This is a genomic window from Cryobacterium sp. BB736, from assembly GCF_014980265.1.
GTDB lineage: Bacteria > Actinomycetota > Actinomycetes > Actinomycetales > Microbacteriaceae > Terrimesophilobacter.
In genome coordinates this window covers 55,083-74,762 of the sequence record NZ_JABXWQ010000006.1, presented here as the reverse complement: position 1 = coordinate 74,762, position 19,680 = coordinate 55,083, and the positions used below count along the sequence as shown (strand labels likewise).

General features: G+C 68.6%; 17 protein-coding genes and 1 pseudogene. 10 read left to right on the top strand and 8 right to left on the bottom strand.

The window, feature by feature from the left end; all coding sequences use genetic code 11:
- Nucleotides 1-34: 34 nt before the first annotated feature.
- Nucleotides 35-385 (top strand): annotated as a pseudogene (locus tag IRG63_RS12620) (GtrA family protein); the annotation flags it as partial.
- Here the strand turns inward: IRG63_RS12620 and IRG63_RS12615 are convergent.
- Entirely contained in the window at nucleotides 356-1,759 is a 1,404-nt protein-coding gene (locus tag IRG63_RS12615; protein ID WP_193510346.1) for a UDP-glucose/GDP-mannose dehydrogenase family protein, read from the bottom strand. The pseudogene IRG63_RS12620 and the gene IRG63_RS12615 sit on opposite strands and share 30 nt — an antisense overlap.
- A gap of 177 nt (nucleotides 1,760-1,936) precedes the next feature.
- Between IRG63_RS12615 and IRG63_RS12610 the strand changes: the two genes are divergently transcribed.
- Entirely contained in the window at nucleotides 1,937-2,623 is a 687-nt protein-coding gene (locus tag IRG63_RS12610; protein ID WP_227412153.1) for a hypothetical protein, read from the top strand.
- A 121-nt stretch (nucleotides 2,624-2,744) separates the two neighbouring features.
- Here the strand turns inward: IRG63_RS12610 and IRG63_RS12605 are convergent, their stop codons facing one another.
- A complete protein-coding gene (locus IRG63_RS12605) occupies nucleotides 2,745-3,278 on the bottom strand; it encodes a PH domain-containing protein (RefSeq protein WP_193510345.1) in 534 nt (177 codons plus the stop codon).
- 3 nt (nucleotides 3,279-3,281) lie between these two features.
- Nucleotides 3,282-4,064: a biotin--[acetyl-CoA-carboxylase] ligase gene (locus IRG63_RS12600; protein WP_193510344.1), complete on the bottom strand. Its 783-nt coding sequence runs from the start codon at nucleotides 4,062-4,064 to the stop codon at nucleotides 3,282-3,284.
- Between the two features lie 112 nt (nucleotides 4,065-4,176).
- Between IRG63_RS12600 and IRG63_RS12595 the strand changes: the two genes are divergently transcribed.
- The 6 genes from IRG63_RS12595 (at nucleotide 4,177) to IRG63_RS12570 (ending at nucleotide 10,042) form a co-directional block, all read left to right on the top strand.
- Entirely contained in the window at nucleotides 4,177-5,658 is a 1,482-nt protein-coding gene (locus IRG63_RS12595) for a cytosine permease (RefSeq protein WP_168626413.1), read from the top strand.
- On the top strand, nucleotides 5,655-6,233 hold the full coding sequence (locus IRG63_RS12590; protein WP_193510343.1) for a cysteine hydrolase family protein: 579 nt from the start codon (nucleotides 5,655-5,657) through the stop codon (nucleotides 6,231-6,233). The genes IRG63_RS12595 and IRG63_RS12590 overlap by 4 nt, the downstream gene beginning before the upstream one ends.
- Entirely contained in the window at nucleotides 6,230-7,228 is a 999-nt protein-coding gene (locus IRG63_RS12585) for an ADP-ribosylglycohydrolase family protein (RefSeq protein WP_193510342.1), read from the top strand. Before IRG63_RS12590 ends, IRG63_RS12585 begins: the two co-directional genes overlap by 4 nt.
- Nucleotides 7,225-8,160 (top strand): PfkB family carbohydrate kinase, encoded by a 936-nt coding sequence (locus IRG63_RS12580; RefSeq protein ID WP_193510340.1) that lies wholly within the window; start codon nucleotides 7,225-7,227, stop codon nucleotides 8,158-8,160. The genes IRG63_RS12585 and IRG63_RS12580 overlap by 4 nt, the downstream gene beginning before the upstream one ends.
- A gap of 74 nt (nucleotides 8,161-8,234) precedes the next feature.
- A complete protein-coding gene (locus IRG63_RS12575; protein ID WP_168626409.1) occupies nucleotides 8,235-9,830 on the top strand; it encodes an acyl-CoA carboxylase subunit beta in 1,596 nt (531 codons plus the stop codon).
- Nucleotides 9,827-10,042, top strand: a complete 216-nt coding sequence (locus IRG63_RS12570; protein WP_193510339.1) for an acyl-CoA carboxylase subunit epsilon — start codon at nucleotides 9,827-9,829, stop codon at nucleotides 10,040-10,042. Before IRG63_RS12575 ends, IRG63_RS12570 begins: the two co-directional genes overlap by 4 nt.
- A 441-nt stretch (nucleotides 10,043-10,483) precedes the next feature.
- Here the strand turns inward: IRG63_RS12570 and betT are convergent, their stop codons facing one another.
- From betT to IRG63_RS12545, 5 genes are all read right to left on the bottom strand, one after another.
- The gene (betT, locus tag IRG63_RS12565; protein WP_193510338.1) at nucleotides 10,484-12,763 is read right to left on the bottom strand and encodes a choline BCCT transporter BetT; all 2,280 of its coding nucleotides are present in this window, start codon (nucleotides 12,761-12,763) and stop codon (nucleotides 10,484-10,486) included.
- 201 nt (nucleotides 12,764-12,964) lie between these two features.
- Nucleotides 12,965-14,002 (bottom strand): hypothetical protein, encoded by a 1,038-nt coding sequence (locus tag IRG63_RS12560; protein ID WP_370566264.1) that lies wholly within the window; start codon nucleotides 14,000-14,002, stop codon nucleotides 12,965-12,967.
- Nucleotides 13,999-15,210, bottom strand: coding sequence for a sensor histidine kinase (locus IRG63_RS12555; RefSeq protein ID WP_168626406.1), 1,212 nt, complete (start codon nucleotides 15,208-15,210; stop codon nucleotides 13,999-14,001). The genes IRG63_RS12560 and IRG63_RS12555 overlap by 4 nt, the downstream gene beginning before the upstream one ends.
- On the bottom strand, nucleotides 15,203-15,907 hold the full coding sequence (locus IRG63_RS12550; RefSeq protein ID WP_168626897.1) for a response regulator transcription factor: 705 nt from the start codon (nucleotides 15,905-15,907) through the stop codon (nucleotides 15,203-15,205). The genes IRG63_RS12555 and IRG63_RS12550 overlap by 8 nt, the downstream gene beginning before the upstream one ends.
- 46 nt (nucleotides 15,908-15,953) lie before the next feature.
- Complete coding sequence (locus IRG63_RS12545; protein WP_193510337.1) at nucleotides 15,954-17,177, bottom strand: class I SAM-dependent RNA methyltransferase; 1,224 nt, start codon at nucleotides 17,175-17,177, stop codon at nucleotides 15,954-15,956.
- 26 nt (nucleotides 17,178-17,203) lie between these two features.
- Between IRG63_RS12545 and IRG63_RS12540 the strand changes: the two genes are divergently transcribed.
- A complete protein-coding gene (locus IRG63_RS12540) occupies nucleotides 17,204-17,812 on the top strand; it encodes a Maf family protein (protein WP_168626404.1) in 609 nt (202 codons plus the stop codon).
- 123 nt (nucleotides 17,813-17,935) lie between these two features.
- Nucleotides 17,936-19,669, top strand: coding sequence for a biotin carboxylase N-terminal domain-containing protein (locus IRG63_RS12535; protein ID WP_168626403.1), 1,734 nt, complete (start codon nucleotides 17,936-17,938; stop codon nucleotides 19,667-19,669).
- Nucleotides 19,670-19,680 lie beyond the last annotated feature (11 nt).

Genomic DNA, 19,680 nt, shown 5'->3' with positions numbered 1-19,680 from the left:
CGCCCATTGCCTCGGGCGTCACCCCGGGAGCCCGATGAAAGCCTTGCTGACGCAACTGATGCGCTTCGGCGTCGTCGGCGGCTTCGGCTTCATGCTCGACGTGACGATCTTCAACGTGCTGCGCATCACCGTGCTGTCCCCCGATGTTCTGTACGAGGGCCCGGTGATCGCGAAGGTGATCTCCACCTCGGTCGCGATCGTGGCGAACTGGCTCGGCAACCGGTACTGGACCTTCGGCGCCACCCGCCGCGAAAACACCTTGCGCGAGGGCATCGAGTTCGCGCTGGTCAGCGTCGGCGGGATGGCCATCGGCCTCGCCTGCTTGTGGGTGTCGCACTACCTGCTTGGCTTCACTTCACTGCTGGCGGACAACATCTCCTCGAACGTGATCGGCCTCGCGCTCGGCGCCGCGTTCCGCTTCTGGCTGTACCGCACCTGGGTGTTCAGCCCCGACCGCGGGCGGCCTGCCGAGCGCCCGGTAGTGCCAGCCGGCTTCACGCCACTGCACCGGATCCAGGCAGTTGCGCCCGTCGACGATCGCGCGGCGAGTCACGACTGAGCCGACCGCATCCGGATCCAGCCGCCGGTAGTCATCCCACTCGGTGAGCACGAGCACCACGTCGGCGCCGCGGACCGCATCCGTCCAGTCCTCGACGTAGTGGAGTTCCGGATGCCGGAGGCGAGCGGTCTCGATCGCCTTCGGGTCGGTGGCGCGGACCGAGGCGCCCGCTGCCACCAGTCGTGCGGCGACATCCAGCGCCGGTGAGTCGCGCACGTCGTCGGAGTTGGGCTTGAACGCCAGGCCGAGCACCGCGGCGCGCTTGCCGGCCAGGCTGCCGCCCACCGCCTCGCGGGCCAGGTCGACCATCCGGTCGCGGCGGCGCAGGTTGATCGCGTCGACACTGCGCAGGAAGGTGAGCGCCTGGTCGACCTCGAGCTCCTCGGCGCGGGCCATGAACGCGCGGATGTCCTTGGGCAGGCAGCCTCCGCCGAAGCCGAGCCCGGCGTTCAGGAAGCGGCGACCGATGCGCGCGTCGTGGCCGATCGCATCCGCCAGCTGGGTCACGTCCGCGCCGGTGGCCTCGGCAATTTCAGCCATCGCGTTGATGAAGGAGATCTTGGTGGCGAGGAACGCGTTCGCCGAGACCTTCACGAGCTCGGCGGTTGCGTAGTCGGTGACGACCTTCGGCGTGCCCACGGCGAGCGCCCCAGCGTACACCTCGTCGAGCTGCGCCTCGGCGAGCGCGTCGCCGGGGGCGACGCCGTAGACGATGCGATCGGGAGACACGGTGTCGCTGATCGCGAAGCCTTCGCGCAGGAACTCGGGGTTCCAGGCGAGACGGGCGCCCGTCGGCTGGATCACGTGGCTGAGCATCGCCGCAGTACCGACCGGCACTGTCGACTTGCCGACCACCAGCGCACCGGGCGCGAGCACCGGCACCAGGGAGTAGATCGCCGCCCGCACGTAGCTGAGGTCGGCGGCGTCGCTGCCCGCCAGCTGGGGCGTGCCGACCGCGATGAAGTGCACCTCGGCATCCGCCGCATCGGCGATGTCGGTGCTGAAGCGCAGGCGCCCGGTCGCGAGCGTCGACTCGAGCAGTTCACCAAGCCCGGGTTCGAAGAACGGCGGGCGTGCCGCGGCGAGCGCCGCCACCTTCGCCGCGTCGACGTCGATGCCGACGACGTCGTGACCGAGTTGCGCCATGCACGTCGCGTGCACTGCGCCGAGATAACCGCATCCGATGACTGAGATCCTCATCGGGGCCCACGGTACGGTCCGGCGCTTACCGGGCGGTGGCGCGCACGTTAACCGTTGGTGCGCCGCGGGAATAGTTCTATAGTCAATCGATGTTGTCTATTTGCAACGGGGTAGCGAGTCAGCTTCTTATCCCGCCCGCGCCTCTACCACTCGCGGGCCGCTCAATGAGGAGACACCATGAACCGCACAACACGCCGATTCGCGGGCATCGCGCTCGCGCTCGGCATGACACTCGGCGTCGCTGCCTGCAGCCCAGCCGAGACATCCGCCCCGATCGCCCACGGAAGCGATCACCACGCGCCGCCAGCCGCAACTGCCGACGGCATCGACCCTGTCGCCTTCAACCAGGACATGCGCAAGCTCTGGGAGGACCACATCATCTGGACGAGGCTCTACATTGTCAGCGCGATCGCTGAGCTGCCCGACCTCGACGCCACCGCCGGCCGCCTGCTGCAGAACCAGGCCGACATCGGTGACGCGATGGCGGTGTTCTACGGCGACGAGGCGGGTGCCGCGCTGACCGAACTGCTGCGCGAGCACATCCTCGGCGCCGCCGATCTCGTGGCCGCCGCGAAGGCCGGCGACTCAGCCGCGGTGCAGGTGCAGAGTGACCGTTGGTACAAGAACGGCGACGACATCTCGCGGTTCCTGGCCGACGCGAACCCGGCCTGGAAGTTCGGCGTGATGAAGAAGATGATGCGCGGGCATCTCGACCAGACGCTTGCCGAGGCCACCGCGCGCCTGACCGGCGACTGGGATGCCGACATCGCCGAGTACGACCGCATCCATCACCACATCCTGGAGATGGCGGATGCCCTCGCGAACGGCATCATCGAGCAGTTCCCTGACCGGTTCAGCGACTGAGCCAGTAGCCGATCGTCTCGGAACCGGTCCGTTGTCGGGCTGGTTTCGAGACGATCGCTGCGCGATCCCGGGGCCAGCGGACTAGACGATCGTTACGCGATCCCGGGGCCAGCGGAGGGATTCAGCGAGTGCCCCACGCGGTCGTCTCATCCGGATGCGCTTCCTCGGCCTGCCTGCGGGCGGCGATCGGGTTCATGCTCGCCTCCATCAGGTCGTGCAGCGCACCCTGCACCAGGTCGGCATTCGGCACGTCGCGCAGCACGACCGGCTGCTCCAGCCCAGTGTTGATGCGCACGTCGCCACTGCGGAACATGCTCTGCATCGCGTTCTTCCGCACCGTCACGTCGTAGCCGCGGCTGTGCAGCAGCTCCTGCCGCACGCGCACGAAGAACCCCCGGCGCATGACGATCCGGCGGGTGGTGATGATGTAACGGTGCCCGAGCCAGCTCAGCAGCGGCAACAGCCAAGCGAGCACGATGAACAGCAGACCTCCGAACAGCACGGCAAGGTTCTGCCAGGTCTCAGCGAACGACCCGTAGAAGTAGGTCATCGCGCCGACCGCCGCGGCCAGGAACAGCGACGGCCAGAACAGCGCCCGCCCGTGCGGCCGGAGTCTGGCGACAACGGACTCCTGCGCCTGACCCGGGGATGACATGGTTCATTCATACCTCAGATGCGTCACGTCGCCCGCGGTGACGGTCTGCGACGCGCCATCCGGATCCGCGTTCAATTCGAGGTGGCCGAAGCGGTCCAGCGCGGTTGCCTTGCCGTGCAGGTCGCTCCCGTCGGGCAGGTTGACGCGCACGGAGCGGCCGATGGTGCTGCAGGCTTCGGTGACTTCCCTCCGGATGCCGCTGATGTCGGCATCCCCCCGCGCGTTGATCAGCCGATCCCAGAGGCGCTGCAGTTCGCGCAGGTACACCGCGAGTGCCTGGTCGGCGAGCTCGATCGCCTCGCCGGTCGCACCACCGATGCGCAGCGACGTGGCCGTGGGGACGGGGAGCTTTTCCTCGTCGATCGTGAGGTTGAGGCCTGCGCCGACGACGATGGTGGAACCGGGCAGCAGCTGGGCGAGGACGCCGCAGACCTTGCGTCCGTCGATGTGGACGTCGTTCGGCCACTTGAGCGCGACGTGGCGCTCGGGCAGCAGCGACTGCACCGCGCGGGTCATGGCGAGCCCGGCGCACAGGGTGATCCAGCCCAGGCTGTCGGTCGGCAGACGGTCGAAGGGGCGCAACAGCACTGACACCGCGAGCGCTTCACCGGGGGGTGTCACCCAGCTGCGTCCGAGCCGGCCGTGGCCGGCTGTCTGGTCGAGCGTGACGACCGTGGAGAAGTGCGGCCGGCCCGCGACACTGCTCGCGAGGATGTCGTTTGTGGAGGTCGCCTGCGCGAGCGACTCCAGCTCGGGTACCAATGGCCGACTGCGCGGGAAGTCCATCGCTCAAGGCTACGCGCGGCACGTGGACTGGCGTTAACCTGCGCGGTACCCTGTGAGCCATCGGCAGCCATAAGGCACGCCCACACCTGACCGCCTCAAGGAGGCAACCACAGTGAGCACGTCCACCGATTCACCCAAGAGCAAAGCCCTCGAGATTGAGACCAACGGCCTCAACCCCATCGACGAAAGCGAACGCAAGGGCCGACCAGCAAACCTGTTCTGGCCCTGGTTCGCCGCCAACGTCTCCATCTTCGGCATCAGCTACGGCGCGTTCCTGCTGGACTTCGGGATCTCGTTCTGGCAGGCGACGATCGTGGCGATCATCGGCATCGTCGTCTCCTTCCTGCTGTGCGGCTTCGTCTCGCTCGCCGGCAAGCGCGGGTCGGCGCCGACGCTGACCCTCAGCCGCGCGCCATTCGGCATCGACGGCAACCGACTGCCATCCGCCATCGCGTGGATCATCACCGTCGGCTGGGAGACCGTGCTCGCGTCTCTCGCGGTGCTCGCCACCTCGACGGTGATCTCCGCGCTCGGGGTGGAGCGCAGCCCGGTCATCGATGTGATCGCGCTCATCATTGTGGTCGGGCTGATTCTCGCCGGCGGTATCTACGGCTTCGACATGATCATGCGCATGCAGCTGGTCATCACGATCGTGACCGCTGTCCTGACCGTGGTCTACATCGTGCTCGTGCTGCCACAGATCGACTTCCAGTCCGTGCTCGGGATTCCGGATGGCAGCCTGCCGCAGGTCATCGGCGGTCTGGTCTTCATGATGACCGGGTTCGGCCTCGGCTGGGTGCAGGCGGCCGCGGACTACTCGCGCTACCTGCCGCGCAGCTCGTCCTCCCCCGGCGTCGTCGGCTGGACCACTGGTGGCGCGGCGCTGGCGCCGATCATCCTGGTCATCTTCGGTCTGCTGCTCGCCGGTTCCTCGGAGGACCTGCGCGGCGCCATCGGCGCCGACCCGATCGGTGCGCTCTCGACAATCCTGCCGGTCTGGTTCCTGATCCCGTTCGCGATCGTCGCGGTGCTCGGCCTGATCGGCGGCGCCATCCTGGACATCTACTCGTCCGGTCTGGCGCTGCTCAGCACCGGCCTGCGGGTGCCGCGCTGGGTCGCTGCGGCGATCGACGGTGTGCTGATGATCATCGGCACGATCTACATCGTCTTCATCGCGACCGACTTCATCGGGCCGTTCCAGGCGTTCCTGATCACCCTCGGTGTCCCGATCGCGGCCTGGTGCGGCATCTTCCTCGGGGACCTAACCCTGCGCAAGGCGCCGTACTCCGACCGTGACCTGTTCGACCGTCGTGGCCGCTACGGTTCGGTCAATTGGCTGTCGATCGGAACGCTGATTGTGGCGACCTTCCTCGGCTGGGGACTGGTCTACAACGCTTTCGGTCCTGAGTGGGTGCAGTGGCAGGGCTACCTGCTCGATGTGTTCGGCCTCGGCGGACGCGAGGGCGTCTGGGGCGGCGCCAACCTCGGCGTGCTCGTCGCGCTGGTCATCGGCTACCTGGTCGTCGTCCTCTTCGGTCGCGGCGCCGTCCGCCGCCAGGAGGAGGCACCGATCCTGGAGTCCGAGCGGGTATGACCTCGAACGCGGAGCGGTCCACTGAGCCCTGGCTCGTGGTCATCGACATGCAACCCATCTTCGGTGACCCGTCCAGCCAGTGGGCCGCCCCGCGGTACGACGAGATCGTGCCGAACGTGCGCCGCTTGGTCGACCAGTTCGGCGAGCGCGTCGTGTTCACCCGGTACCTCGCGCCCGAGCATCCGGATGGCGCATGGGTGCCCTACTTCGAGTTGTGGCCGTTCGCGCTGGATCCGGCCAACGCGCACCTCTACGAACTGTCGGATGGTCTCGGGTACGCCGGCCAGACGGTCATCGACCGGGAGCGGTTCGGCAAGTGGGACGACGGCCTCGCGGAGGCGATCAACAACGCCGCCGAGGTGGTGATGGTCGGCGTCTCCACCGACTGCTGCGTGCTGTCGACCGCGCTGCCGATGTCCGACAGCGGCGTGCACGTGCGGATCGCGACGGATGCGTGCGCTGGCGCGAGCGACACCGACCACCAGCGCGCGCTCGACGCGATGGCGCTGTACGCCCCGCTGGTTGAACTGACAACGACCGATGCGGTGCTCGCAGCGGAGACCGCCCGACGGTGACCGAGTCCACACGCGATCGGGCGGTGGCGGCGCTGTACGGCCTTGCCATCGGCGACGCGCTCGGGATGCCGACGCAAATGCTGTCCCCGGATGAGATCGCCGCGCGGTTCGGTCGGCTGGACGGATTCCGCGCCGCCGACCCCGCGCATCCGATCGCGGCCGGCATGCCCGCCGGATCGGTAACCGACGACACCGAGCAGGCGCTGCTGCTCGCCGATGCCCTCATCGACGGCAACGGCCATGTGGACGCCGAGCGGTTCGCGCGCAGCCTCATCGCGTGGGAAGAGGACATGCGCTCCCGCGGCTCGCTCGACCTGCTCGGCCCGTCCACGAAGGCCGCGGTCGAGGCGATCCTGGCAGGCACCCCGGTCGATCAGGCCGGTCGCGAGGGCGCAACCAACGGCGCAGCAATGCGGGTGACGCCGGTGGGGATCGTGGTGCCGTCGGATGACCTGGGCGAGCTGGTCGACCGGGTGGCTCGGGCGAGCGCCGTGACCCACAACACGACGATCGCCATCGCCGGCGCGGCTGCGGTCGCCGGGGCGGTCAGCGCTGGCATCGACGGGGCGGGCGTTTCCCTCGCCGTCCGCACGGGCATCGCCGCGGCCGACCTGGGCGGCGAACGCGGCCACTGGACCGCCGGTGGTGAGGTCGCGCGGCGGATCGAGTGGGCGATCTCGCTCGGAGAGCCGGGTGACCCAGAGGACTCGGTGCGCCGCATCCGGTCGCTCATCGGCACGAGCCTCGCCACACAGGAGTCGGTCCCCGCGGCCTTCGGCATCATCGCGACGTTCCCGGATGACCCGTGGTCGGCGTGCCTTGCCGCCGCCGGTCTCGGCGGCGACAGCGACACAATCGGCGCGATGGTCGGCGCGATCCTGGGCGCGTGTCTGGGGACCAAAGGATTTCCCGCGGAAGCGCTCGCAATCATCCGAGACGTCAACGGCCTCGAGCTGGAGACGATCGCCGACCGACTGCTGAGCCTGCGCCGATGACCGCCAAACTCGTGTGCGTCGGCGACGTGGTGATCGACATCGCCGCGAAGCTCGACGAGCTGCCGGCCGCGGGGGGCGACGTGCTGACCGAGTCGGGCGGGCTCTTCGTCGGCGGCGCCGGCTACAACGTCATGGTCGCCGCCAGCCGCCAGGGGCTGCCCGCCGTCTACGGGGGCGCGCACGGCACCGGCCCGTTCGGCGACCTCGCAAGGGCCGCGTTGCGGGAAGCCGGCATCGCAGTCGCCGCGGATCCGATCCCGGATGCCGACACCGGCTGGGACGTCGCCCTCACCGACGCAAGCGGCGAGCGCACCTTCATTACGACCGTCGGGGCGGAGGCGAGATTGAGCAGGGAGCAGCTCGATGCGCTGGCGGTCGAACCCGGCGACTTCGTCTTCGTCTCCGGGTATGGGCTGCTCCAGGAGCCCGGCCGATCGGCGATCACCGGCTGGCTGAGCACGCTGCCGAGCGGGGTGACCGTGGTGACTGATCCCGGTCCCCTCGTGCTCGACATCCCGGCCGACACGCTGGCCGCGGTTCAGGATGCCACCACGTGGTGGAGCTGCAACCTCACCGAAGCGCTCGCCGACACGGGCGCGGCGAGCGCCGAGGCGGCCGCACGGCTGATCGCGGACACCGGATGCGGCGCCGTGGTGCGCACCGGCGCGGACGGCTGCGTCGTGGCCGAGCCGGGCGGCGAGCCGCGCGCAGTGCCCGGGTTCGCGGTGGCCGCGGTCGACACCAACGGCGCCGGGGACGCCCATGTCGGCGCGTTCGCGGCGGCGCTCGCATCCGGTCTCCCACCGCTTGACGCCGCCCGCCGCGCCAACGCGAGCGCCGCCATCGCGGTCACCCGCATCGGCCCGGCCACCGGGCCAACCCTCGACGAGGTCGACGCCTTCCTCGCCTCACACGGGTCGGCAATGCGATGACCTACCGAATCCGGCGGCCGACACTGGCGGCATGGGGCAAGAGCCGTTTCCGACACCGCCGGTAAAGTGAACGCGTGACTGAGACGACCCAACCCGACTTGAACACGACCGCGGGACGGCTCGCCGACCTCAAGGCGCGCTACCACGAAGCCGTCACGGCGAGCGGCGAGGCAGCAATCGCCAAGCAGCACGCCAAGGGCAAGAAGACCGCGCGCGAGCGGATCGAACAGCTGCTCGACCACGGCACCTTCGTCGAGCTCGACGAGTTCGTGCGCCACCGCACCCACGCGTTCGGGATGGAGAAGAACCGCCCCTACGGTGATGCAGTCGTCACCGGCACTGGCACCATCCACGGCCGGCAGGTCGCCGTCTATGCGCAGGACTTCACCATCTTCGGCGGATCGCTCGGCGAAGTCGCCGGCGAGAAGATCATCAAGGTCATGGAACTGGCCATGAAGATCGGCGTGCCGGTGATCGGCATCCTCGACTCCGGTGGCGCGCGCATCCAGGAGGGTGTGGTCGCGCTCGGCAAGTACGGCGAGATCTTCCGGCGCAACACTCAGGCATCCGGAGTCATCCCGCAGATCTCCATCGTGATGGGTCCAGCCGCCGGCGGTGCGGTCTACTCGCCCGCCCTCACCGACTTCGTGGTGATGGTCGACAAGACCAGCCAGATGTTCGTCACCGGCCCGGATGTCATCAAGACCGTCACCGGCGAGGACGTCGGCATGGAGGAGCTCGGCGGCGCGCTCACCCACAACAAGACATCCGGAGTCGCCCACTACCTGGCCAGCGACGAGGACGACGCGCTGGACTACGTGCGCACGCTGTTGTCGTTCCTGCCGGACAACAACCTCGCCGACCTGCCGGTGTACGAGAACGAGGCAGAGCTCGAGATCACCGACGAGGACCGTCGGCTGAACACCATCATCCCGGACTCGCCGAACCAGCCGTACGACGTCAAGACGATCATCGAGCACATCGTCGACCACGGCGACTTCCTGGAGACCCAGCCGCTGTTCGCGCCGAACATCGTCGTCGGCTTCGGCCGCGTCGAGGGCCGCCCGATCGGCATCATCGCCAACCAGCCGAACGCCATGGCGGGCACGCTGAACATCGACGCGGGCGAGAAGGCCGCGCGGTTCGTGCGATTCTGCGATGCGTTCTCGATCCCGATCCTCACGCTGGTCGACGTGCCCGGATACCTGCCGGGCACCGACCAGGAGTGGACCGGCGTCATCCGTCGCGGCGCGAAGCTGCTGTACGCGTACGCGGAGGCGACCGTGCCGCTGGTGACCGTGATCACCCGCAAGGCCTACGGTGGCGCCTACATCGTCATGGGCTCCAAGCAGCTCGGCGCCGACCTGAACTACGCGTGGCCGACCGCCGAGATCGCGGTCATGGGCGGCCAGGGCGCGGTCAACATCCTGTACCGCGGTGAGCTGCGGGCAGCGGAGGCGGCCGGTGAGGACGTCAACGAGGTGCGCACCCGGCTCGCCAACGAGTACACCTACAACGTCGCCAGCCCGTTCCTGGCCGCAGAGCGTGGCGAGCTGGACGGCATCATCGAACCGGCCGCAACCCGCGTGACGGTCGTCAAGGCGCTGCGGGCGCTGCGCACCAAGCGCGCGAGCACCCCGCCGAAGAAGCACGGGAACATCCCGCTGTGACGGATGCGACGGAAGGTCCGGACATCCGGCTGGTGCGGGGCAACCCCACTCGGGAGGAGCTGGCTGCCGTCACGGCGGTGCTGACGGCGATCGCCGGTGAGCTGGAGGGGCGGCAGGCGCCTCCGGTCAAGCGCAGTGCGTGGGAGAACTCGCAGCGCCCGATCCGCACGCCAATTGTGCGGGGCATCACCTCCTGGCGCACCTTCGGCTGAGGTCGGCAACACCGTTTGGGGCGTGCTTTTGGGGGTATCCCCTGATCTGGGGGGACGTCGATCAAACCATGAGATGTACCCCGTTTTTGCGGCGCCTTCGCCGCGACAGCCGCGATATACCGACGATCGTGACCAAATTGGGGCACAAAAGTGTCCCCCGGAAGTCCCCCAAAATGACGACTGTGCGGTACTCTGGCTACACCTCAAACTAGTAGTGCGGATGTTGCTCCTCGTAGAGAAACACCGCCACTCATTAGCCGACTAGGGTAAGCGGGCTAATGACTTGGGGGCGGGTCAGGGCGATATTCGGGTTATCGCCCTGACTCGAAGCTTGAAGGGCCGGGACTTATGTCCCGGCCCTTCTCTTCTTGGTCGACACGCTCGGGCGCCGAAGGGGTTTCGAGACGATCGCTGCGCGATCCCGGGGCCAGCGAATGCGGGTCAGTCGCGCTCGTCGTCGAGGTCCTGGATGTCGTCCGCGTCCGTTGGGATCGCCGACGCCGGCCCAGACGCATCCGGCAACGGAGGCGTGATGACCGAGAGAGTGTCGGTCTCGGTGGAGTAGGTGAGGAACGCGAGGTGAGCCTCGTAACGGTCGAGCACGTCGTCGATCACCTGCTGCTTCGTGAGCCCCATCAGGTCGTAGCCGCCGGAGCCGGTCTGGGTGAACACCTCGAGCCGGTAGTAGACGTCGGTTTCGCGCGACATCCGGCCGGTGAACATCGGCACCGGCGCCTCGACGATGGCGACCTGGTAGTGGAACGGGCGGAACGAGTCCATCGACACCCGCAGCACCGGCTCGTCGATACCGGCAGCTCCGGCCATGGAGCTCAGCTCCCCCTGGTAGCCCTGGTTCCGGAACTCGACGGCGACGTCCTCCAGCGCCGGGCGCACCGTGCGGTCGAGGAACTGCGCGACCTGACGCTTCGACGGGAATGCGCGCATCCGCTCGAGCCGCTGCACCCACGATCGCTCCGGCACGTGCCCGCCGGTGGGCGCCATCGACCGCCTCAGCAGCACCTGACCCTCCCGCTCTGCGCGCTCCATCCGCAAAACCTTCGAGAAGGAGATCATCACGAGGTAGGCGATGATGGTCACCGGCAGCGCGAAGATGAGCGTCGCGTACTCCATCGTCGTCACACCGCCAGCGATGAGCATCGCCACCGTGAGCAGCGCGGTGAGCAGCGCCCAAAAGATGCGCAGCCGCTTGGGGCCGTCCTGCGCCGGATCCGGGATCGAGGACGAGAAGTTCGACATCACCATCGCGCCGGAGTTCGCGCTGGTGAGGTAGAACAGCAGCCCGGAGAGGGTCGCCAAGCCGATCAGGAAGATCGCGCCCGGGAACATCTCCAAGAGGGCGTACCAGCCCTGCTCCGGGCTCGCCACCGCGAGGTCTGCGAACTCGGTGTTGCCCTGCAACACCTCGAACAGGGCAGAGTTGCCGAACAGCGAGACGATGATGAAGTCGCACAGCACCGGCGCGGTGATCGCCGCGATGACGAACTCGCGCAACGTGCGGCCACGCGAGATCCGGGCGAGGAAGACACCGACGAACGGCCCCCACGCCAGCCAGAACGCCCAGAAGAAGAGTGTCCATCCGCCCATCCACTCCGCGCCGTCTGGCTCGTACGCGAAGGTCTGCAGCGTGCGCTCCGGCAGGGTGACGAAGAAGCGGCCGATGTTCTCCACGAGCGCGTTCAGCAGGAACGCCGTCTCGCCGGTGACGAGGATGTAGACCATCATCGCCGCCGCACTCCACAGGTTCAGCTCGGAGATCCACCGGATGCCGCGGTCGACGCCCGAGGTGGTAGCCGCGACGGTGAGCACCACCGCGACGATGACCAGCGCGATCTGCAGGGCAAGACCCTGCTCCAGGCCGAACAGCAGCGAGAAGCCGACATTCAGCAGCACGACGCCGATCCCCATCGACGTGGCGACGCCGAACACCGTGCCGACGAGGGCGATGATGCTGATGCCATCGCCCAGCGGGCCGCGCACGCGCTTGCCGAGCAGCGGGTAGAGGGCGGCGCGGATCGACAGCGGCATGCCCCAGCGGTAGGCGAAGTACCCCATCGCCATGCCCAGCAGCGCGTACATCGACCAGCCTGCGATGCCGTAGTGGAACATCGTCCAGACGACCGCCTCCTGTCTCGCGAATGCGGTGCCGCCCTCACCGGATGGCGGGTCCAGATACTGCACGACAGGGCCGGTGACCGAGTAGAACAGCATGTCGATGCCGACGCCCGCGGCGAAGAGCATCGCGACCCAGGTGAAGAGCTTGTACTGGGGCCGCGAGTGGTCGGGGCCGAGGCGCACCTTGCCCTCTTTGGAGAACGCGACCCAGAGCACGAACCCGATCACGAGGGTGACGGTGAGCACGTAGTACCAGCCGAGATTCGTCGCTATCCAGTTGACGACCGAAAGCATCGTCGCGCGGGCGGAGTCTGGCACGAGCATCACCCACACCGAGAAGACCAGGATCACCACAGAGGAGACCACCAGCACGCGCCAGTTGATGCGGGCGGTGCGGTGCTCGAGAAGCTCTGTCGGTCCCTTGCTGAGGTCGCTGCGCGACACCGGTGCCTCGGCCTCGACAGGGCGCTCGTGCCGGCGTTCGGTGCCTCCGAATTTGCTGCGCTCAAGCGGCGGCACCGGCTTCGGCACCGGCGTGCTCTCGGAAGCGGGTTCGCGGCGCTCGTCGTCGGACTGCTCAGTTGACATCTGCACAACCCCTTCCTGGCGGGGCGGCTGCGCGCCTCTGGGTCGTCACGTCGGGACGCAGGACGAGGAGTGGATTGGCGCTGCGGAGGCACCCCGGTACGCGATCGGCGGAAGCCGTCCAGCTTGTCGGCTAAGACCCCCCATTGTAGGCACGCGCTCTTAGCAGATGGGTGTCGCGACTAGCTGCTCCACCGATGCGCGTCAGCCAGCGGTACGTGGGATCTCCAACCACAGGTCGACCTGGTCCTCGTCGTCTTCCTCTGGGTGCCCGAGTGCGCTCGCGCTGCCGCCATCACCCGAGCTCAGCCCGACCACTGTCACCGCGACATCCGACCCCTCCGGCACGGTTCGCACGATCAACCGGTCGGCCGTGGTGGAACGGATGGCGTCGGCCAGGTCAGCCAGGACGCGGTCGAGTTCGTCCTCCGGCAGGTCGTCCAGACCGCCCTCATCGAGCAGCGTCACGATCGTGCCCTTGCGGCGGGCGGACATCACGTGCTCGCGCACCGCTGCGTTCAGCAGCTTACGGCCGCGGATCTCGTCCCGGATGGCGCCCTCCAGGTTCAGGCACTCCCGCCGCTGCTCTTCGGTCAGGTCACCGCCGCTCGCGACGATGCGGCGCAGCATGGGCAGCGCCATCCGGCTCGTCTGACGCAACCGGAACTGCCGCTCGAACAGGTGCGCTTCCTGCGCCGCCTGCCACGCGGCCGCCTGACGCTCCGCGACCACGTACTCCTCGGCATCCGCGCTGGCCTTGGCGAGCGAGACCGACAATGCGTGGGACACGCCGACCCAGACCACGCTGCCCAGCACGCCGATGGTCGGCAGCGCCGCGGGGCCGGCCCAGACGATGGTGTGCACCACGAGGGCGGCGACACCCGCCCACGCGAACACGTGCCGCTTACGCGTCGACGTGATCACCATGAGCGTGCCGATCGCCGCGACATACCAGGTCGAATAGTCGTTGCCGATCGGCTGGTTCGCGGGCAGCTGGGTGGTCACCAGCACCGGGATGATGATCGCCACGGCGACGTTGCAGGCGGCCAGCCACGCGGGCATCCGGCTCGACCCGGTCGCCCACAGGCTCGCGGCAGTCGCCAGCGCGTACAGCGCCATCGCGGCGATGTACGGGCCCTTGTCGATCGGAGCGTTGAGCGAGTAGGTCGCGAGCAGCAGGTGGTAGCCGGAGAACACAGCGGCGAGCGCGACGATCAGATAGCGCGGAACGGTGATGATCACGCTTCCACCTCCGGCCAGGTGATGGTGATGACTGTGCCCTCGCCCGGGCTGGAGTCGACGTCGACCGCTCCCCCGATGTTGGCGACACGCTCGATGATCGACACCCGCAGGCCGAGTCGCTCGGTCGGCACCGCCACGAAGTCGAACCCGACGCCCGTGTCGCCGACCTCGATGTGGATGCCATCCTCGCCGATGCCGCGGATGGTGACCCAGCGCAGCACCTTGGGATCATCCCCGGCGTGCTGCAGGCTGTTCACCATCGCCTGCATCGCCGCCGAGTACAGCGCCTCGGCGGTCTGCACCGGCACGCTCCCGGACCCGATGGCCCGGATGCGCACCTCGATGGGTGCCGACAGGGTCTTCGCGGCGTCACTGATGCGCGCGGCAAGCTTGTGCAGGTCGATGGTGGACTCGTCGTCGGGGCTCGCGACCTGAGCCTCTTGCAGGTGACCGATCGCGTTGGCGGCCATCCGGGACGACAGCTCCATCGCATCCGGAGTGTGGGCGCGCGCCGCCTCGAGCAGGGTCGTCAGCACGCTGTCGTGCACGATCGAGTCGACCTGCACCCGCTCGACCTCGGTCGCGTGCTGCCGCACCGCGTGCGAGTAGCGCGACACCGCAGTGCTCTGCGCGGCGTCGACACCTGCTGCGGCCTGGCGCAGCAGCGTGATGAGCACAAGCACCGCTCCGCCGAGGATGACCGCGTAGAGCGTGTCGATAGCAGCCAGGTCCCACTTGGCGCCGCCACCGGACGGGAACAGCCGGATGACGCCGTACACAGTCGGCGCGATGATCAAGTACGCGGTCGCCATCCACACCGGCAGCGCAACCGCGGCCGCTGCCGTCGCGACGGTGCACAGGAACCACAGCCACGGCCGGTCCCCGGCGACCATCGAGGGGTCGTTCACGGCGAGCGGCCAGCTGCTCAACGCCGCCAGGTAGGCGAACGCGACTATGAGGTTGGCGGTGCGCACCCAGCGCTTCAGCACCGACGCGACCACGCTGAACAGCAGGCTGCCGAAGATGACGATGTTCATCGTCCATGCCCACACCGGCGGCAGCTCGTCGAGCTGGCCGAGCATCACCGGGAAGGTCTGTGCGCCGAACAACAGTCCGAAAATCGCGACCGACCGTGAGACGACGGTCTCGATCTGCTGCTTGCTGATCGGGCGACGTCGGGGCGTCGCCTGAACGGTCGCCTCAGTCACCGTCCGGCTCTTCGACCGGGAGCCCTGGCAGAATGCCGTCCTCGACGGCGCGGCGCAGCAGGTCGACCTTGGTCGGGGCGGGTCGGCCGACTTCGACGTACTTCACGCGGATGCGGTCCAGGTACTCCCGCGCGGTCGCGTAGCCGATTCCGAGTTGCTCGGCGGCGGCCTTCAGCGGCAGACCCGAGGCGTACAGGTGCAGGATCTCCCGCTCGCGCCGCCCCAGCTGCGCCTTGGCGAAGTCGCGGTCGGCGTCGATCGCGGTGGCCCACTCCAGGTTGTTCAACACGTTGCCGCGCGCGACGGTCGAGATCGCCGACATGACGGTCTTCGTCGCGGAAGCCTTGGGGATGACGCCCGCTGCTCCGGCGGCGAGCGCTTCCCGCACCAACGCGACCCGGTCGGCGATGCTGTGGATCAGCACCGCGCATCCGAGTGCCTGGATGCTCTTCACATTCTCGGTCACGCTCGATCCGTTGCCGAGCGACAGGTCGAGCACGACGACATCGCACTCGCGCCCGTCCAGCTGCGCGACGAACTCCTCGACGGAGGCCGCGGCCAACACGAACTCGTACCCCGCGTCGAGGCACGCGGCCTTCAAGCCCAGTCGGACCGACTCGTGGTCGTCAACAACGCCCACCCGAGCCGGCTTGCTTCCAGCCGCCTGCTCCGACTCATCCGTCGCCGTCTGCACCATTTCGTTGAACACACTCCTGAGGTTTGTCCCCCATGTTAGTGGCGAGTCAGTCTCGCACCAGTGCCGCAACCGCCTCCACATGGTGGGTGTGCGGGAACAGGTCGAAGGCCCGGATGCGTTGCAGCCGGTAGCCGCGATCGGCGAACAGTGCGACGTCGCGGGCCAGGGCGACCGGGTCGCAGGCGACGTAGACCAGCTGCGCCGGGCCGAGGTCGGCGAGCCGGTCGACGACCGGTCTGCCCGCGCCGGAGCGGGGCGGGTCCAGCACGACAGTGGCATCGCGCATCCGGGCGCCCTCCTTGACCAGCTGGGACAGGTAGCGGTCGACGCGAGCGGTGATCGCCCGCGCGCCGACCCACTCGACCAGGTTGCCGGATGCGTGGTCGGTGGCGGTCGAATCGCTCTCGACCGTGGTGATCCGGGTCGCTGGGCCGAACCGGTCGCCGACCGCAGCGGCGAGGAGGCCGACGCCGCCGTACAGGTCCAGGTTGGTGGCGCGCGCGTCGAAGCGCTCGGGGTCGATCGCCCACTGCACAGCCTCGGTGAGGGTTTGGGCGGCGTTCCGGTGCACCTGCCAGAAGCCGCGAACGTCGAGCCGGAAGTCGCGGTCGCCGACCCGCTCGGTGATGGTGGTGCGCTTGCCCGCGCCGGAGAGCACCCATGGGTTGCCCACGGACGGCGCGATCACGTCAACGGAGGTCGCACCCGGGAAACGCTCGTCGAGCGGCGCGATGGCCCGCACCTGTTCGGTGGCGAGCGGCACGTCGTCGACCGGGATGACGCGGTGCGAACGCGCGGCGTACGGGCCAACAGTGCCGTCGTCGGCGACGTGCAGGTGGAGGCGGGTGCGCCATCCGGTGCCCGGCGCTTCGGTCGTCGGCTCACCCTCGATGCTCTCGACCGTGACATCCGTCTCGACCCGGCCCATGCGCTTCAGCGAGTCGGTCAGCACGTGGCGCTTGAGCTCGCGCTGGTGCTCGAGATCGATGTGCCCGAACTCGGCACCGCCGGCGCGGTCGGCTGGGGCACGATCGATCGACGCCGCCGACCAGACGTGGGGGCGGCGATGCTCGCTTGATTCCAGCACCTGGACGGTGTCGGCGCGCCAGAACTTCGCCTTCGAGTCATCCGTGATCTCGGCTAGGACGCGCTCGCCCGGGATGGCATCGGCGACGAACACGACCCTGCCCTCGTGACGCGCGACCATCACGCCACCGTGGGCTACGTTTGAGACTTCAAGTTCGATGCGGCTGCCCAGATTTTCGCCCATCATCCAAGACTGACACAGGAGCGCCAGTGCGGCTGTACCTCGCCTCCACCTCACCCGCCCGCCTGGCGACACTTCGCGCAGCCGGCGTCGAACCGGTCGTGTTGCCGTCCGAGGTGGACGAAGATGCGGCGGTGGCGGCGGCCGGACCGCTCAGCGCACCGGACATGGTGCAGCTGCTGGCCCGGTTGAAGGCCGAGGCGGTTGCGGGGCCGGAGGTCGACGGGTTCATTCTCGGTGGCGACTCGGCGTTCGAGCTGGACGGCGCCGTGTTCGGCAAGCCGCACACCATGGAGGTGGCGCGGGAGCGCTGGCAGCTGCAGCGCGGGCGGAGCGGGCTGCTGCACTCCGGGCACTGGCTGATCGACCATCGCGGCGGACAAGCATCCGGTGCTGCCGGCGCGGTATCGACCGCCGGCGTGACCTTCGCGTCGGACATCACCGACGACGAGGTCGAGGCGTACATCGCCACCGGCGAGCCGCTGAAGGTTGCGGGCGCGTTCACTATCGACTCGCTCGGCGCTCCGTTCATCACGTCGGTGGCCGGCGACCCGCACGCGGTGGTCGGGCTCTCCCTGTCGACCGTGCGGGGGCTCCTGCGCGGGTTCGGCGTGAGCTGGCACGAGCTCTGGGTGTAGGCGCCGCTCACCCTGTGCCGTCACGGGGCGACCCGCCGTTGTAGGGGTGCGCCGAGTCTGACCTGCACTTTTTGTGGAGAGAGTCCAAATGGACCGGTCTGCTCGCCAATAAACTCAATGATCATGCCCCAGATTTCGAAGGTCCTCGTTGCCAACCGTGGAGAGATCGCCGTTCGCGTGATCCGGGCAGCGAAGGACAGCGGACTGGGTTCGGTGGCGATCTACGCAGACCAAGACCGAGACGCGCGCCACGTCAAGCTCGCCGATGAGGCGTACGCGCTCGAGGGGTCGACCAGCGCAGAGACGTACCTGGTGATCGACAAGATCCTTGCCATCGCGCGCCGGTCAGGGGCGGATGCGATCCACCCCGGCTACGGCTTCCTCGCCGAGAACGCGGACTTCGCCGAAGCGGTCATCGCCGCCGGCCTGACCTGGATCGGTCCGCCGCCGCACGCCATCCGTCAGCTGGGCGACAAGGTGTCGGCGCGTCACATCGCCGAGAAGGTCGGCGCGCCGCTCGCACCGGGGACGCTGAACCCGGTCGCCGACGCATCCGAAGTGCTCGAATTCGTGGACCAGCACGGGCTGCCGGTCGCCATCAAGGCCGCGTTCGGCGGTGGCGGGCGCGGGCTGAAGGTCGCGCGGAACCGCGACGAGGTGGCCGAGCTGTTCGAGTCGGCGACGCGCGAGGCGGTCGCTGCGTTCGGGCGCGGCGAGTGCTTCGTCGAGAAGTACCTGGACCGGCCGCGGCACGTCGAGACCCAGTGCCTCGCGGATGCCCATGGCAACGTTGTCGTCATCTCGACGCGCGACTGCTCGCTGCAGCGTCGCCACCAGAAGCTTGTGGAGGAGGCGCCGGCGCCGTTCCTGAGCGCCGAGCAGAATGAGCTGCTGTACGAGTCGTCGAAGGCGATCCTGCGCGAGGTCGGGTATGTCGGCGCCGGGACCTGCGAGTTCCTGGTGGCAGCGGACGGCACCATCTCGTTCCTCGAGGTGAACACGCGACTGCAGGTCGAGCATCCGGTCTCCGAGGAGATCACCGGCATCGACCTGGTGCGCGAGCAGTTCAGGCTGGCCGAGGGCGGCGTGCTCGAGTACGACGACCCGGCGCCGCAGGGGCACTCGTTCGAGTTCCGGATCAACGGCGAGGACCCGGGGCTCGGCTTCATGCCGTCGCCGGGGCCGGTGAACGTGCTGCGCTTTCCCGGCGGGCCGGGCGTGCGCGTCGACAGTGGGGTGACCACCGGCGACGTGATCAGCGGCGCGTTCGACTCGCTGCTCGCGAAGCTGATCGTGACCGGGGCGACCCGTGAGGATGCGCTCGAGCGGTCGCGCCGCGCGCTCGACGAGTTCGAGGTCGCCGGGCTGCCGACGGTGCTGCCGTTCCACCGCAAGGTGGTGCGCGACAAGGCGTTCGCGGAGGACTTCAGCGTCTACACGCAGTGGATCGAGAACGACTTCGACAACGACATCGAGCCGTGGGCGGGGGCGCTGCCGGAGCATCCGGTCGCCACGCGTCACAACGTCGTCGTCGAGGTGGACGGCAAGCGCATCGAGGTGTCGCTGCCCGGCAAGCTGCTCGGGGAGACCGCGGCGCCGCCACCACCGCGGCGGGCGAGCGGGGGCGCTGTTGTCACGGCGACCGGGGACTCGGTGAAGGCGCCGATGCAGGCGACCATCGTGAAGCTGGCCGTTGCGGACGGCGACCGCGTCGTCAAGGGCGACCTGGTGTGTGTGCTCGAGGCGATGAAGATGGAGCAGCCGCTCACCGCCCACAAGGACGGGGTCATCGCCAACGTGAACGCGTCGGTCGGGGCGACCGTGTCATCCGGGCACCTGCTGCTGAACATCGTGTGAGGCGGGCCTCT

Bases quoted from the DNA above. Each gene is read 5' to 3' on its own strand.
- IRG63_RS12615 (WP_193510346.1), bottom strand. From the start codon at position 1,759: ATGAGGATCTCAGTCATCGGATGCGGTTATCTCGGCGCAGTGCACGCG.
- IRG63_RS12610 (WP_227412153.1), top strand. From the start codon at position 1,937: ATGAACCGCACAACACGCCGATTCGCGGGCATCGCGCTCGCGCTCGGC.
- IRG63_RS12605 (WP_193510345.1), bottom strand. From the start codon at position 3,278: ATGTCATCCCCGGGTCAGGCGCAGGAGTCCGTTGTCGCCAGACTCCGG.
- IRG63_RS12600 (WP_193510344.1), bottom strand. From the start codon at position 4,064: ATGGACTTCCCGCGCAGTCGGCCATTGGTACCCGAGCTGGAGTCGCTC.
- IRG63_RS12590 (WP_193510343.1), top strand. From the start codon at position 5,655: ATGACCTCGAACGCGGAGCGGTCCACTGAGCCCTGGCTCGTGGTCATC.
- IRG63_RS12580 (WP_193510340.1), top strand. From the start codon at position 7,225: ATGACCGCCAAACTCGTGTGCGTCGGCGACGTGGTGATCGACATCGCC.
- betT (WP_193510338.1), bottom strand. From the start codon at position 12,763: ATGTCAACTGAGCAGTCCGACGACGAGCGCCGCGAACCCGCTTCCGAG.
- IRG63_RS12550 (WP_168626897.1), bottom strand. From the start codon at position 15,907: ATGGTGCAGACGGCGACGGATGAGTCGGAGCAGGCGGCTGGAAGCAAG.
- IRG63_RS12545 (WP_193510337.1), bottom strand. From the start codon at position 17,177: ATGGGCGAAAATCTGGGCAGCCGCATCGAACTTGAAGTCTCAAACGTA.
- IRG63_RS12535 (WP_168626403.1), top strand. From the start codon at position 17,936: ATGCCCCAGATTTCGAAGGTCCTCGTTGCCAACCGTGGAGAGATCGCC.